Source organism: Pseudomonas sp. GW821-FHT01A09 (genome assembly GCF_058986725.1).
Genome location: NZ_JBYSWB010000024.1, coordinates 16,110 through 30,264 on the forward strand (window position 1 = coordinate 16,110; position 14,155 = coordinate 30,264).

The 14,155-nt window shown below is 63.2% G+C and carries 12 protein-coding genes; 5 read left to right on the forward strand and 7 right to left on the reverse strand.

The features are described from left to right. Positions 1-15: 15 nt before the first annotated feature. Positions 16-1,362 (reverse strand): cation:proton antiporter, encoded by a 1,347-nt coding sequence (locus AC3WJP_RS22395; RefSeq protein ID WP_493722871.1) that lies wholly within the window; start codon positions 1,360-1,362, stop codon positions 16-18. A gap of 245 nt (positions 1,363-1,607) precedes the next feature. Between AC3WJP_RS22395 and AC3WJP_RS22400 the strand changes: the two genes are divergently transcribed. From AC3WJP_RS22400 to AC3WJP_RS22410, 3 genes are all read left to right on the forward strand, one after another. Then, complete coding sequence (locus tag AC3WJP_RS22400) at positions 1,608-3,056, forward strand: ATPase domain-containing protein (protein ID WP_493722906.1); 1,449 nt, start codon at positions 1,608-1,610, stop codon at positions 3,054-3,056. 21 nt (positions 3,057-3,077) lie between these two features. Continuing rightward, the gene (locus tag AC3WJP_RS22405; protein WP_493722870.1) at positions 3,078-3,446 is read left to right on the forward strand and encodes a response regulator; all 369 of its coding nucleotides are present in this window, start codon (positions 3,078-3,080) and stop codon (positions 3,444-3,446) included. A gap of 114 nt (positions 3,447-3,560) precedes the next feature. Then, positions 3,561-5,372 (forward strand): monovalent cation:proton antiporter-2 (CPA2) family protein, encoded by a 1,812-nt coding sequence (locus AC3WJP_RS22410; RefSeq protein WP_493722869.1) that lies wholly within the window; start codon positions 3,561-3,563, stop codon positions 5,370-5,372. A 237-nt stretch (positions 5,373-5,609) separates the two neighbouring features. Here the strand turns inward: AC3WJP_RS22410 and AC3WJP_RS22415 are convergent, their stop codons facing one another. From AC3WJP_RS22415 to AC3WJP_RS22435, 5 genes are all read right to left on the reverse strand, one after another. After that, the gene (locus AC3WJP_RS22415) at positions 5,610-6,359 is read right to left on the reverse strand and encodes a substrate-binding periplasmic protein (RefSeq protein ID WP_493722868.1); all 750 of its coding nucleotides are present in this window, start codon (positions 6,357-6,359) and stop codon (positions 5,610-5,612) included. Beyond that, positions 6,359-7,708 (reverse strand): GGDEF domain-containing protein, encoded by a 1,350-nt coding sequence (locus AC3WJP_RS22420; protein WP_493722867.1) that lies wholly within the window; start codon positions 7,706-7,708, stop codon positions 6,359-6,361. Before AC3WJP_RS22420 ends, AC3WJP_RS22415 begins: the two co-directional genes overlap by 1 nt. Continuing rightward, positions 7,709-8,425 (reverse strand): substrate-binding periplasmic protein, encoded by a 717-nt coding sequence (locus AC3WJP_RS22425; RefSeq protein WP_493722905.1) that lies wholly within the window; start codon positions 8,423-8,425, stop codon positions 7,709-7,711. It abuts the gene before it with no gap. 232 nt (positions 8,426-8,657) lie between these two features. Then, the gene (locus AC3WJP_RS22430; protein WP_493722866.1) at positions 8,658-9,278 is read right to left on the reverse strand and encodes a trimeric intracellular cation channel family protein; all 621 of its coding nucleotides are present in this window, start codon (positions 9,276-9,278) and stop codon (positions 8,658-8,660) included. Positions 9,279-9,374: 96 nt separating this feature from the next. Beyond that, entirely contained in the window at positions 9,375-10,382 is a 1,008-nt protein-coding gene (locus AC3WJP_RS22435; protein ID WP_493722865.1) for a zinc-binding alcohol dehydrogenase family protein, read from the reverse strand. A 107-nt stretch (positions 10,383-10,489) separates the two neighbouring features. Between AC3WJP_RS22435 and AC3WJP_RS22440 the strand changes: the two genes are divergently transcribed. Together AC3WJP_RS22440 and AC3WJP_RS22445 are read left to right on the forward strand one after the other, a co-directional pair. Further along, the gene (locus tag AC3WJP_RS22440; RefSeq protein ID WP_493722864.1) at positions 10,490-11,386 is read left to right on the forward strand and encodes a LysR family transcriptional regulator; all 897 of its coding nucleotides are present in this window, start codon (positions 10,490-10,492) and stop codon (positions 11,384-11,386) included. 128 nt (positions 11,387-11,514) lie between these two features. Then, entirely contained in the window at positions 11,515-12,825 is a 1,311-nt protein-coding gene (locus tag AC3WJP_RS22445) for an Nramp family divalent metal transporter (protein ID WP_493722863.1), read from the forward strand. 22 nt (positions 12,826-12,847) lie between these two features. Here AC3WJP_RS22445 and AC3WJP_RS22450 read toward each other — a convergent pair whose 3' ends face one another. Next, complete coding sequence (locus AC3WJP_RS22450; protein ID WP_493722862.1) at positions 12,848-13,927, reverse strand: hypothetical protein; 1,080 nt, start codon at positions 13,925-13,927, stop codon at positions 12,848-12,850. Positions 13,928-14,155: the final 228 nt, after the last annotated feature.

Sequence of the window (14,155 nt, forward strand, 5' to 3'; positions counted from 1 at the left end):
GCAGGCCGGTAGCGGCTACACCTGTTCGCTGTTGCGCCGCTCATAATGCTCCAGCAGCGGCTGGGTGCTGACGCCATGCAACAGGATGCTCAGCGCCACCACTGACACCGTCAAACCTATGCAGGTCCGCGCGACGTCATCGGGCAGGCCATGGCCCAGCGCGAAGCACAGGTAATAGATAGACCCAATCCCACGAATCCCGAACCAGCCCAGCAACGCCCGCTGATGGCGGTTGAGCAGCCGTGGGCCGACCAGCAACCACACGCTCAACGGCCGGATCACGCAGAACAGCGCCAGCCCCAGGCCCATGGCGCGCCAGTCCCAGTAACTGGCCAGCAGGGTGCCGAGCAAGGTGATCAGCAACACCTCCATCGAGCGCTCCACCAGGCTGCCGAACGCCAGCATGTCGCCCATCATCACCCCGGCCGCCAGCTGCGGCGCTTCCAGCTCATCGTAATTGCCAGCCACCGCCTGCTCGGGTTTGGCCGACAGGCTATGGCCCAGGACCGGTTGAGTCAGATGTTCGGCCGGCACTTCGCTGCCCGACGAACGCGCCTCGGCCTGTCGCAGCCCCAATCCGGCGGCGAATACCGACAGAAAGCCGAACGCCCCCACTGACGACGCGGCGACATAGCTCAGGGCAATCAGCGCCAGGGCCAGGAAGTCGTTGGGCGACATCGTGCTGTCGGCGTACTTGATACGCAGGTAGATCATCAACTGGCCGATCAGCCGCCCGAGGGCGTAGCCGATCAACAGGCCTACCGGCACCGCCCAGAGCAGACTCTTCAGCGCCCATTGGCCGACCCAGTCGCCGCCCAGCGAGCCTTGCTGCAGCAGCAACAGGCTGAAAATCACGAATGGGAAGGCCGTGCCATCGTTCAGGCCCGCCTCGCCGGACAGGCCGAAGCGCACCCGGTCGAAGTCCTGGGCATTGTTGACCTGCACCATGTTGGCCAGTACCGGATCAGTAGGCGCCAGCATCGCGCCGAGCAGCGCGGCTACGCCCCAGTCCAGGTTCAAGGCGTAATGGGCGACCAGCGTCGCGCCGAGAATGGTCATGATCATCACCGGCCCGGCCAACATATAGGCGGCGCGCCAGGCCGAGCGTCCCAGGGACAGGCGCAATTTGATGCCGGTGCCGAACAGCGAGAACAGCACCGCGACTTCGGTCAGGCGTTCCAGCCACGGCGCGGCGTCTTGCAGATCCAGATCGAACAGGTTCAGGCCCAGCGGGCCGATGCCCAGGCCGAACAGCAGGCACACCGCCGAAGTGGTGACAGGCAACCAGCGCAGGTAGGAAGACGTCAGCGCCAGGATCAGCAACAGGACGCCCATGACCGTCAGGCAAAGGATAAAACTCATGTAACCTCGAGGCCGGGTGGAAGAACAGGGGCCACACTGGCCACGCAGTTGTGACTTTGCCGAGCCGCAATAGTTGAGTCTTTTACTGTCAATACTCTTTTCAATGCAGAAAATGTCCGAAACGGATAGAATCGCCGCTACTTTCAAAAGCGCCCGCCCCGCCAACGGTCCAGCACCCCTTGGCTCCCGGCGCTTATTGCGCTCGCGCAACAGACTTCTAGCGACAATTGACAAAGGCAGACCGGATCTTGGAACAGCTAACACGCCTCAAGAGCGGAATAGAAGGGCTTGATGCCTTGTTGAAGGGCGGTCTGGTGGCCGGTTCGTCCTATATCATCCAAGGTCGTCCGGGCTCCGGCAAAACCATCCTGGCCAACCAGCTGGGCTTCAATCATGTGCGCAACGGCGGCCGCGTGCTGGTCGCCACCTTGCTGTCCGAATCCCATGAGCGATTGTTCCAGTACCTGTCCACGCTGAGTTTCTTCGACGCCTCGAAAATCGGCGGCGACATTCAGTTCGTCAGTGCCTTCGATACCCTCGAAAACGAAGGCCTGGACGAAGTCGTCAAGTTGCTGCGCCGCGAAATCAGCCGGCAGAAAGCCACGGTGATGATCGTCGACGGCCTGCTCAACGCACGCTCCAAGGCCGACTCGCAGATCGACACGAAAAAATTCATTTCCGAACTGCAAGGCCATGCGGCCTTTGCCGGTTGCACCGTACTGTTTCTCACCAGTTCGCGTCTGGACGACGGCAGCCCTGAGCACACCATGGTCGATGGCGTCATCGAGATGGGCGAAGAACTGTTCGGCACGCGCTCGGTGCGGCGCATTCAGCTGCGCAAGACCCGTGGCAGCGGTGCGCTGTCGGGCCTGCACGAGTGCGAGATCACCGACGACGGTATCGTCATCTACCCGCGCCTCGAGTCGCTCTACAGTCATCCGTCCCGCGCCGATCAGGCCGACATGACCCGTGTCACCAGTGGCATGGCGTCCCTCGACAGTCTGATCGGTGGCGGCCTGGCGCGCTCGTCGGTGACCCTGGCCATGGGGCCGTCGGGTATCGGCAAGACCAGCCTGGGGATCAACTTCCTGGCGGCGTCCACGGTCGAGGAGCCGGGTCTGCATTTCGGTTTCTACGAGACCCCGCAGCGCCTGTGCATGAAGGCCAGCGCATTGGGCTTCGACTTTACCGGCATGCTCGATACCGGCGCGCTGCATGTGGCGTGGCAGCCGACCACTGAAGGCTTGCTCGATGGCCTGGGCGCCAATCTGCTGCGCCTGGTCGACGAGAAGAACATCAGGCGGGTGATGATCGACAGCCTCGGTGGCATGACCCGCGTGGCCAGCAATCCAGTGCGTCTGACCGAGTTCTTCAGCGCCTTGATGGGCGAGTTGCGCGCACGCGGGGTTACGGTATTTGCAACTTGGGAAGTGCGGGGTTTATTTGGGCCTGAAATAACCTCGCCCGTGCCGGATTTATCCAGTGTGGTCGACAATATACTGTTGATGCGCTTCGTTGAATTTGAATCTGAACTTAAGCGCTTGCTGACCATTCTTAAAGTCAGAGACAGTATTTACGATTCATCCTTGCTGGAGATGGTCATCAAAGACAAAGGAATAAACCTGAGCAAGGCGGCGTTCAAGAACGCCGAATCCGTGCTATCAGGTTCTGCCACTCCGACAACAAATCGCTGATGTCATCCGGATCGATGTGAAATGACCACCATCCTGATCGTCGATGACGAGTATTTGATTGCCGACATAATCGGGTTAGCGCTCGAGGATGAAGGTTATATGACCGTCACCGCGAGCAATGGCATTAAGGGATTAGAGGTGCTGGCGCGCGAGCGGCCTGAACTGGTCATCACCGACTTCATGATGCCGGGGATGGACGGGCTCGAGTTCGCCAAGGCCATCAGGGCCCGCGAAGATTGTCAAAGTTTGCCGATCTTGCTGATGAGCGGCGCTCAAAGCGCCCAAGGTCGTGAACATCCCGAGTTGTTCAACGCCGTTTTCGACAAGCCATTCAAGATCGATGACGTGATCGGGATGGTCAAGAAATTCACCCCGCCCGACAAAGGCTGAAAAAGTCCTTTTTCAGTCTTATTCCTCGTTTATTCTTTGCGCCTGTGGCGTCCTCGCGCGCCCGTTTTGTGCCGTCATCGGTTTATCGCTCAACTGCAAAGGGAGATCTGGCGAATGCCGGAACAAGGCAACATGCTTCAGGTGGCTGTGGTTTTCCTGCTGGCGGCGGTCATTACCGTGCCCTTGGCCAAGCGCCTGCAATTGGGGGCGGTACTGGGTTACCTGCTGGCGGGGGTGATCATCGGGCCCTCATTGTTGGGGTTGATTGGCAATCCGCAGAGCGTTGCCCATGTCTCGGAGCTGGGCGTGGTGCTGCTGCTGTTCATCATCGGCCTGGAGCTGTCGCCCAAGCGCTTGTGGGTGATGCGCAAATCGGTGTTCGGTGTGGGCCTGGCGCAGGTGCTGCTGACCGGTCTGGTGATCGGCTGTGTGGCCTTGCTCGGGTTCGGCCAGCCGCTCAACAGCGCGGTGGTGCTGGGGTTGGGGCTGGCGCTGTCGTCCACCGCATTCGGATTGCAGAGTCTGGCCGAACGCAAGGAGCTCAACGCGCCCCACGGTCGCCTGGCCTTCGCCATTCTGTTGTTTCAAGACATCGCGGCCATCCCGCTGATCGCCCTGGTGCCGCTGTTGGCCGGTGGTAATCAGGGCGAGGGCGGCGATGCGCTCAATCACGGCCTGCGAGTGCTGGGCAGCATCGCCGTGGTGGTGGTGGGTGGACGTTATCTGCTGCGCCCGGTGTTTCGCATCGTCGCCCGTACCGGTCTGCCGGAGGTGTCCACCGCCACGGCGTTGCTGGTGGTCATCGGCACGGCATGGCTGATGGATCTGGCGGGGGTGTCCATGGCCCTGGGGGCGTTTCTCGCCGGTCTGCTGCTGGCCGATTCCGAATACCGTCACGAACTCGAATCGCAAATCGAACCGTTCAAGGGCCTGCTGCTGGGGCTGTTTTTCATCAGCGTCGGCATGGGCGCCAATATCGGCCTGCTGTTCCAGGCGCCGGCTCAGGTACTGGGCCTGACCCTGCTGCTGGTGCTGATCAAGTTGCCGTTGCTGATATTCATCGGGCGCCTGGGGGGCGGGCTTGATCGGCGCAGTGCGCTACGCCTGGGGCTGGTGCTGGCGGCCGGCGGTGAATTCGCCTTTGTGGTGTTCAAGATCGGCCGCGATCAGGGGCTGTTCGATGCCGCGCTGTATGACCTGCTAGTGCTGACCATCACCTTGTCGATGGCCCTGACCCCGCTGTTGCTGCTGTTGGGCCGGCGTCTGCTCAAGGCGCGCCCGCTGCCACCGCGGGAGATACCCGCCGAGTACAGCGAGATCGAAAGCGATGCGCCGCGAGTAGTGATCGCCGGCATGGGCCGCATGGGGCAGATCATCGCGCGGATCCTGCGGGCGCAGAAGGTCAATTTCGTCGCCCTCGACACTGCGGTGGAGAGTGTCGAGTTCTCCCGCAGCTTTGGCCACGTACCGGTGTTCTACGGCGACCCGTTGCGCCCGGAAATCCTCCAGGCGGCCAAGGTCGAGCAGGCGGAATACTTCGTGATTGCCACCGACGACCCGGACATCAACATCCGTACCGCCGAGCTGGTCAGCCGTCTGTATCCGCACATCAAGATCATCGCCCGCGCGCGCAACCGTCAGCATGTGCATCGGCTGGTGGATGTGGGGGCGGTGGCCGTGCGCGAGACCTATTACTCAAGCCTGGAGATGAGCCGGCGCACACTGATGGGGCTGGGCTTGAGCCAGTCTCAGGCGGATGCGCGGATTCGGCGGTTCAAGCTGCACGACGAGCAGTTGCTGCAGAAGCAGCACAAGGTCTACGACGACGCTGCCAAGGTCATGCAAAGCGCCCAGGAAGCACGGGCCGAACTGTCGCGGTTGTTCGATGCCGACCGCGCGCAGGAAGAGGCCGAGAAGGTGCGTTGACGCGGCTGGGGCGTTCGCGGCCGAGCCTGGCTCACAGTTGACTCGAGCCTGTGGGAGATTCTATGTATTTGGGCAAACCGTGCCGGCCCCTTCGCCAGCAAGCTGTGCTCCCACAGGCGTAAGGCTCAGGCCCGGTTTGTACTGTGGGAGACAGGCTTGCCGGCCCCTTCGCCACACCTGTGGGAGCACAGCTTGCTGGCGAAGGGGCCGGAGGGTTCACCGCCGCTCTAACGCCACTCAGGGTTGTTCCTGCAACAGGCGCTGGAGCACTCCGGTGCTTTGCAATTGCGCGTAGGCGGCGCGCACGCGCTCGACCACTTCATCCGCGGTGGCGCGGCTGAAGGCGATGTAGATCTCGCGGGTCAGATCGTCCATGGCATAGGCCTTTTCCAGCGTCTCGAAGGGCACGCGCGCGTCGGCGCAGAACTTGCGCGCATCGCGCTCGGGCATCGCCACCAGTTGCACCTGGCCGTTAAGCAAGCGGTTGAAATTTTCCTGGTTGCTGGCCGCAACTACCAGCCGCGTGAAGCCCTGGTCGTGCAGGTATTTTTCCCGGTAGTCGTCGCGCAGCACGCCCACTCGGTAGGCCATGGCGTCCTGCAGGATGGCAATGCGCAATTGCGGGCCCGCGCGCAGTTTGTAGAGCACGGGCAGAGTCCAGTCGAGATGACCCACCCATTTGAATAGATCCTCTCGATCTTGAGTACGCAAAATGGGGTATATGATGACATTCGGTTCGCGCAGCGCTCGATCGTAGGCGCGCGCCCATGGGTAGATCGCCATGTGGTAGTCATCCATCCCGGCCTGCTTGAGCACTGCCTCGACGATACGGCCGGCGACACCCCCCACCTTGCCGTCCTGCATGTAGCTGTAGGACGAATCCTCGGTGACGGTCTCGATGGTTTCAGCACTGGCGGCGTGCCAATACAGGATCAGCGCCAGGGCCGACAGGGCGTGGCGCAGGCCTCGGGCGGGCAGGCGCAGCATCAGCTGACGCTCCGGGCGCGGCCTTGGCTTTTCGCTCGATACAGCGCCTGGTCGGCACGTTGCAGCAGTTGATCGAATCGGTCCATGGTTGCGCGATCCAGTTCGGCGACGCCGATGCTCAAGGTCATGTAGGGCGACACGGGAGAAGCGCCGTGGGCCAGTCGGGCGGCAGCCAGCGCCGCTTGCAGTCGTTCGGCCGCCTGATGGGCCTGGAGCAGATCGAAGCCCGGCAACAGCACGGCGAACTCTTCACCGCCCAGACGCGCCACCAGCTCGCCGGAACGGGTGAACACGTTGCTCATGACCATCGCCACGTTGCTCAGACACTGGTCGCCCATGGCGTGGCCGTGGCTATCGTTGTAAGGCTTGAAGTGGTCGATGTCACACATCAGCACCGACAAGGGATGCTCGTGGCGCACCGCCCGGTTGAATTCCAGCGCCTTGAGTTCATCGAAATGGCGGCGGTTGGCCAGGCCGGTCAACGGGTCGAAGCGCGACAACGCCTCGAGACGCACGTTGGCGGCGCGCAACTCGGCGGTGCGCTGCTCGACCAGTTCGGCCAGCTGGTCGCGGCTGGCGGCCAGGGCCAGTTCGTCCTGGTGCTGGCGCTGCAGGTAGGTGGCCAGTTTGTCCTGGACCAGATTGACGCCTGCTTCGAGCAGGTCGAGTTCATCACCGTTGCGGCGCTGGCGACGCAGGCGCAGGTGCTGCATCAGGGTCGCGGGGGTCAGTTGCGACAGGTGCCGCGCCACGTGACGTACGTGCACGGTGACGGTGCGGTTGAACATCGCCATGATCAGCCCGGCCAGGGCCAGCGACTGGATCACCTGGGTGAGGATGATTACCGCCACCTCTTTCCACAGGCGCTGCCAGAGCAGGCTGGGGTCGCCGACGATGGTCAGGTCGCCGACCTGTTCACTGGCGTCGGGGTAGGGGGTAACGGCCAGATCGCGGTGCAGCGAAGGCGCACCGGCGTTGTCGGGTTGGCGGTCGCGGCGGCGTTCGAGGACCTCTGGGTCGCGGCCGGGGCGCAAGATGCGCAGGGTCACCTGGCCGACCGGCGCGGCGGCGGCGACGCTGTCGAGTTGTTCCTTGAGAGCGTCGCGATCCATTTCCCAAACCGCCTTGGCCAGGGTGCCCTGGAACACCTGGTCGATCAGGTGCAATTCGGCGTTCATGGCCTTGAGGTTGTTGTTCCAGGCGAACCAGGTACGCACGGCCACGGTGCCCAGGGTAAAGACCAGGCAAAACAGCAGCGTCGCGACCACCAGCCGGCGCCCCAGCGAGGCGGAGGTGCGGCTGTGGGGCCATAGGTGTTCGGTGATTTCCGGGTCGGGGTGGGCGGCCATCTACATCCACTTCCGGGCGATGGCCGCGTAGGTACCGTTGTCGTGGATACGCTGCAGGGCCTGGCGCAAGCGCGCGACCACCGGCGCCGGGGTTTTCAGGCTGAACGCCATGTAGAGGCCGGCGTCACCGCCCAGATCGGGCAGGGCGAGGGCGTGTACGAGCGTCTTGGCCGGATCGTCGCCGGCCTGACGTGCCAGCCAGATGGCATTGAGTTCGTTGGCGATCCACAGGTCGATGTGGCCGGACTTGAGCTTTTCGTAGTTGAGTTCGCGACGGTTGCTGGATTGCATATTGATGCCATTGCTGAAGCCGCGAGCGATCAGGTACAGCTCGCCGACATCCTGCTTGACCACACCATTCTGATAGGCCTTGGCGTCGTCCAGGCTATTGAGCGGGATTGGCCGTTCGGCATACGAATACATGTACCAGGTGGTTGGCGCGATGGGCCCCACCCATTGGAACTGGGCCTCGCGCTCGGGAATGCGGGCCATGGAATAGATCAGTACGTTGTCGTCATTCAGGGCCAGGTCATAGGCCCGCGCCCAGGGCATGGACTGGATGGGGCCGCTCAGGCCGGCTTCCTTGAGGGCTGCCTCGACCACTTCGGTGCCCATGCCGGTCAGACGACCGTCGACGGTCATGTTGTAGGGCGGCAACTCTTCGGTGACCACTTGCAAAGGCACCTGCAACGCCGCCTCCACAGCGGGCTGCATCATTTGCGCTTGCACCGCCGGCAAGGCAAAGGTCGCCAGCACCGCCAGAAGCAGGGGCAAGCGTAGGGTGCTGGACAACAGCGGCGCATTCATCACGGGCGACCTCATTACTGCAGATCGATGACCTGGACGCCCAATAGGGTCGCCGTCAAGTGGCCGACTGCTCTTCTGGCCACGCTATCGGCGGTACCTGGCGAATCTTGAGACCGTCGAGCGCCGATGATGGCATTTTGCTTCAGTTGTCGCCGGTAAAGCGCGGCAGGTTCCACTTGTACCGCAGCGCCATCAGGCGCAGCCCCACACCCGCTATCATGCCAAGCGCCGACCAACTGGCGGCGCGCACCCCGGCCCAGTCGCCTGCCACCTGGATCAGCGCCGCCAGCAACGCTGCCAGCGCATAGACTTCCTTCTCGAGAATCTGCGGGGTGCGGTTGAGCAGAATGTCGCGGATCACGCCGCCACCGACCGCGCTGAGTACGCCCATCATCACCGCCAGTTGCGGGTTGCCGGTGTAGAGCCAGGCTTTATGGGCGCCCGCCACGGCGAAAAAACCTAGGCCCAGGGCGTCGAACAACTGCACCGGCTGGCTGATGCGCTGCACGGTGGCGTAGGCGAGGATGGTCAGCAGCGAAGCGCCGAAGGCAATGCCCAGGTAGCGCACGTCGAGCAAACCTGCCGCCGGCACCGCACCCAGGCACACGTCACGCACGATACCGCCACCGCAGGCCACGCAGAATGCCACGGTGACGATGCCGAACAGATCAAGGCCCCGTTGCCGCGCGGCAATGGCGCCGCTGAGGGCGAACGCCAGGGTGCCGAGCAGATCGAAAAACGTGTAGACCCAAGGCATATCCATGCTGAACGCCGCTACCGGTGGTGAGGTGGCGATTCTTGCTGTTTACGCTGCGGTTGGGAAGCACGATCGGTGCAGGGCGCTTGTCACCGAATGGCCTCAGAACCCTTCTAGCACGATCTTGCCCTGGGCCTTGCCGCTCTCCAGCAGTGCATGGGCACGTATCAGGTTGGCGGCATTGATGGTGCCGAAGTGTTCGCCCAAGGTGGTTTTCAGCACGCCGCTGTCGATCAGTTCCGCCACCCGCGTCAGCAACTGGTGCTGGGCGATCATGTCGGCGGTCTGGTACATCGAGCGGGTGAACATCAGCTCCCAGTGCAGCGACAGCGATTTGCGCTTCATCGGTACCACGTCGAGGGTCTTGGGGTCGTCGATCAAGGCCAGGTGGCCCTGGGGCTGCAGCGCCTCGATCAGTTCGGCGAAGCGGCTATCGGTGTGGGTCAGGCTGATGACGTGGCTGACCTGGCCGACGCCGATGCGCGCCAGTTTCTCGGGAATCGAGCGGCTATGGTCGATCACGTGGTGGGCGCCCAGCTCGGTTACCCATTGCTGGGTCTGAGGGCGCGAGGCGCTGCCGATCACAGTCATCCGGGTGAGCTGGCGCGCCAACTGGGTGAGGATCGAGCCGACGCCACCCGCCGCACCGATGATCAGCAACGACTGCCCCTCGCCACCGCCTTCGGTCACCCCCAGGCGGTCGAACAGCAGCTCCCAGGCGGTGATGCTGGTCAGCGGCAGGGCTGCGGCGCTGGCGTTGTCCAGGCTTTTGGGCTTGAGCGCGGCGATGCGTTCGTCCACCAGGTGCAGTTCGCTGTTGCTGCCCGGGCGGGTCAGGTCGCCGGCGTAGTACACCTCGTCACCGACCTTGAACAGGCTGACCTCGCTGCCCACTGCCTGGACCACGCCGACTGCATCCCAGCCCAGCACGCGGGGCTCGGTAACCGCGGCGTTAGCGCGGATCTTGGTGTCCACCGGGTTGACGGAAATGGCCTTGACCGCCACCAGCAGGTCGCGCGCAGCGGCTTGCGGGGCGGGCAGTTCGAGGTCGATCAGCGCCTGCGGGTCGGTGATCGGCAGGCCGTGTTGGCGATAGGCGATGGCTTTCATGGGGTTTCCTTTCAAGGGTGAGGAGCAGTAATGAGGCCAAGGATGGACGTTTTAACTTGATTGAAAAACCTGCAGAATCGATCAGCACTTTCACTGCAGGAATGAAAATGGTCCGCTTTGACGATCTCAATCTCTTCGTACGCACCGCCGCGCTCGGCAGTTTCTCCAACGCCGCACGTGAGGTCGACTTGCTGCCTGGCCAGGTCAGCGCGGCGATCAAGCGCCTGGAGGGCGAGTTGGGCATCCGCCTGTTCGCGCGTTCGACCCGCAGCCTGCGCCTGACCCCCGAGGGCGAACTGTATCTGCCCAGCGCCCGGCAGGCACTGGACGCCCTGCGTGAGGGGCAGGAGCGCCTGCGTCCCGTGGAGGCGGGCCTCAGCGGCGTGCTGCAAGTGGCAGCGCCGTCGGACCTGGGCCGCAATATCGTGCTCGGCTGGCTGAGCGCTTTTCGCCGCGAGCATCCACAGATCACCTTGCGGTTGTTTCTCTCCGATCAGGTCGCCGACGTATTTCGCGAGCCTATCGACGTCGCGTTGCGATACGGGCGCATGGACGACGCCAGTTTCATCGCCATGCCCCTGGCCCCGGACAACCGTCGCGTGCTGGTCGCGGCGCCGGCCTATCTGGCCCGCCACGGTCGCCCACAGGCGCTGGAGCAGGTGGCGCAGCATGCGTGCCTGCTGTACCTGCTGAAGGGGCGGGTCTACGACAAGTGGAGCTTCGCCGATGGCGCAGGAAGGGCGCAGACCATTGCGGTGGCCGGGCACTTGCTCAGTGACGATGCCGATGTGGTCCGTCGCTGGGCGGTGGCAGGCGAGGGCATCGCCTACAAATCATGGCTGGACGTCAGCACGGACGTGCGTGCCGGGCGCTTGGAGGTGCTGTTGCCGCAAGTGCTGGGCGACAGTGTGCCGCTGCAACTGGTGTGCCCGCACCGTCGGCAATTTTCGCCGGCGGTGCAATTGCTCCATCGCTATCTGAAAGAGCAATGCGCAACCTTGTAGGGGGGAGCGGGGTGGAAAATGAGAATGATAATCGACATAATTGGAAACATTTATAGGGCTGACAGTCTGACTCTGTATAAGCTGCCATCAGTGCCCTTCGCCCTTGCAGGTTTTGTGTGAAATATAAATTGCCTACTCTCGCCACCGAGCCGTTCTGCCCGTCAGCCGCGACCGAGACGGTTACAGTGCCCGCCAATGCGTCCGCGCTGCGCAAGATGCTGCTGTTTTTCGGCCCCGGGCTGATGGTGTCGGTCGGTTACATGGACCCCGGCAACTGGGCGACGGCGATCGAGGCCGGTTCGCGGTTCGGCTACTCCTTGCTGTTCGTCGTGGTATTGGCGAGCCTGGCGGGGATGGTCTTGCAGAATCTCAGCTCGCGCCTGGGCATCGCCACCGGGCGTGACTTGGCGCAGCTGTCGCGGGAGCGTTATCGACCCGGCGTGGCACGGGGTCAATGGCTGTTGGCGGAGCTGTCGATTCTGGCCACCGACCTCGCGGAAGTGCTGGGCGCGGCGTTGGCCTTCCACCTGTTGCTGGGGGTGCCGATCATCGGCGGCGTGGTATTGACCGCCTTCGATACGCTGCTGGTGCTGGCCTTGCAGGGCGCCAACTTTCGCCGGCTGGAGGCGATCATTCTCGGGCTGATCGGCACGATCGGCGTGTGCTTCTTCATCGAGCTGGTGCTGATCAAGCCCTATTGGCCCGAGGTGGCCGCGGGCCTGCGGCCCAGTTGGGAGGTGCTCAGCCACCAGGAGCCTTTGTACCTCGCCATCGGCATCCTCGGCGCCACGGTGATGCCGCACAACCTGTACCTGCATTCCTCGGTGGTGCAGACCCGTGTGCGCCAGCATGAGCCCAACGCCAAGGCCACCGCGATCAAGTACGCGCGGCTGGATACCTTCGCTTCGCTACTGCTGGCGCTGCTGATCAACGCAGCGATCCTGATCCTCGCGGCGGCGGCGTTTCACCGCACCGGCCACACCAATGTAGTGGAGATTCAGGATGCCTATCACTTGCTCGATCCGCTGGTGGGCGGCACCTTGGCCAGCCTGTTGTTCGGGGTGGCGTTGTTGGCCTCGGGGCAGAGCTCGACCTTTACCGGCACCATCGCCGGCCAGGTGGTGCTCGAAGGTTTTCTGCAGCGTTCCATTCCTTGCTGGCAGCGGCGTCTGATCACCCGCGGCATGGCGTTGGTGCCGGCGTTGATCGGCGTGTGGTGGCTGGGGGACGGTGCGGTGGGCAAGATGCTGGTGCTGAGCCAGGTGGTCCTCAGTCTGCAATTGCCCTTTGCCTTGTGGCCGCTGATCCGCTTTACCAGCGACCCGGCGCTGATGGGGCAATTCGTCAACCGTCCCTGGGTGCGCTGGTTGGCCTGGGGCTTGTTCGGGCTGATCTCGGTGGCGAATCTGATGCTGCTGTCATTCGCCTTCAGCGACTGAACCAGGGGCTGGGCAGCCCTGGCTAAAAGGCGAAAGTCTGGCGGGGTGGATTCTGCTTGGGCAACTGGACTTCGGCATTGCGCAGTGCATCGTCGCGCTTTTTCTGCTCGGCGGCGGCGGTCGCTGCCGAGGCGGCTGCAGCGGCGGCCTTGACGACTTTTTGAGCCGCCTTGTTGGAGGCGTTGGCCTCGGCGATGGCGCTGGCCTTGTCGGAGCCGGGCAGGGTCTGCCAGGCGGTGTTCACCGAGCGAGCCTGGGCGATCACCTGGTTGAGCTCGAAGAGCGCCTGCGGCGCCTCGGCCACCGCTGCGCGAACATCGACGCCGCAGCCGGAATGGCTGGTGATGCTGCTTTGCGGCGCCAGGGCGATGGTCTGCACGAAGTGCGGATCGGCGACGGTCACGGTAAATTGCTGGCGAGTCAGGGGCGCAGTGAGGAAGGTCACCGTGGCGGTGCGGCAAGCGGAATAGAAGTACAGCCCGGACGCTTTGCCCAGGTCGAGCTGGCGGGTTTCGATCGCGTCCGTCGGCACGGCGTCGAAGGCGATTTCGAAGGCGATCTTGCGATTGGAGTTTTCGGCCACCGCCCACATGGTGGTAGGCCCACGGAACGCCTGCTCGAGCAAGTGCCCGGTATCGATCGCCAGCGGCAGGCTGAGCGCGGCGCCGGGCTTTTTGCTGGCGGGCAGGTCGATGCTGGACGCCACTGCTGCGGGCAACCCGGTGGGCGCTGCGTCCTTGTTCTGAATGTAAGGTTGCACTTGCGCATCGCTGGTCAGCCGGTGCACCAGGTTGGAGTTGTCGAGTTTGGTCACGGTCAGCAGGTGATCGCCGCTGCCGGGTGCTTGCTGTACGCCGAAGTGCGTCAAGGGGCCGGAAGCTTCGGCGGGGACCGAGGTCATCAGCGCGGCGCCGCCGGCATCACCGTGTCGAACCAGCAGGATGGACTTGGCCAGGCTGAATTTGGTCAGCCCGTTGTAATCCCCGCGGCCATCGCTGCGCCCGTCTTCATATTGAACATACTTGAGCTTTACCGGCGCGGAGCTGCACCCGACCAACAGGGGGCTGCCCAGCACGAAAGCCAGCAGGGGCGAAATCCTCACGATATGCACCTCAATCGCGTAAGTAGAGTGCGCAAAACGCCTCCATGGCGTCACTACCAAAGTGGTAAAGCTAATCCTCGCGAATGCCCTTGTCCAGTGCCGCATGGCCCCCTGTTTGCAGGGGCAAGGGGCCTGGATCAAAGGATGTGAACTATTACCGGAATCTGTTCATCGGGCGGGGGACTGACTCACGAAAATGATTGATTCCTATAGCAACACCGGCATTGT

Bases quoted from the DNA above. Each gene is read 5' to 3' on its own strand.
- AC3WJP_RS22420 (WP_493722867.1), bottom strand. From the start codon at position 7,708: ATGGCCGCCCACCCCGACCCGGAAATCACCGAACACCTATGGCCCCAC.
- AC3WJP_RS22395 (WP_493722871.1), bottom strand. From the start codon at position 1,362: ATGAGTTTTATCCTTTGCCTGACGGTCATGGGCGTCCTGTTGCTGATC.
- AC3WJP_RS22435 (WP_493722865.1), bottom strand. From the start codon at position 10,382: ATGAAAGCCATCGCCTATCGCCAACACGGCCTGCCGATCACCGACCCG.
- AC3WJP_RS22425 (WP_493722905.1), bottom strand. From the start codon at position 8,425: ATGATGCAGCCCGCTGTGGAGGCGGCGTTGCAGGTGCCTTTGCAAGTG.
- AC3WJP_RS22440 (WP_493722864.1), top strand. From the start codon at position 10,490: ATGGTCCGCTTTGACGATCTCAATCTCTTCGTACGCACCGCCGCGCTC.
- AC3WJP_RS22410 (WP_493722869.1), top strand. From the start codon at position 3,561: ATGCCGGAACAAGGCAACATGCTTCAGGTGGCTGTGGTTTTCCTGCTG.
- AC3WJP_RS22430 (WP_493722866.1), bottom strand. From the start codon at position 9,278: ATGGATATGCCTTGGGTCTACACGTTTTTCGATCTGCTCGGCACCCTG.
- AC3WJP_RS22405 (WP_493722870.1), top strand. From the start codon at position 3,078: ATGACCACCATCCTGATCGTCGATGACGAGTATTTGATTGCCGACATA.
- AC3WJP_RS22415 (WP_493722868.1), bottom strand. From the start codon at position 6,359: ATGCTGCGCCTGCCCGCCCGAGGCCTGCGCCACGCCCTGTCGGCCCTG.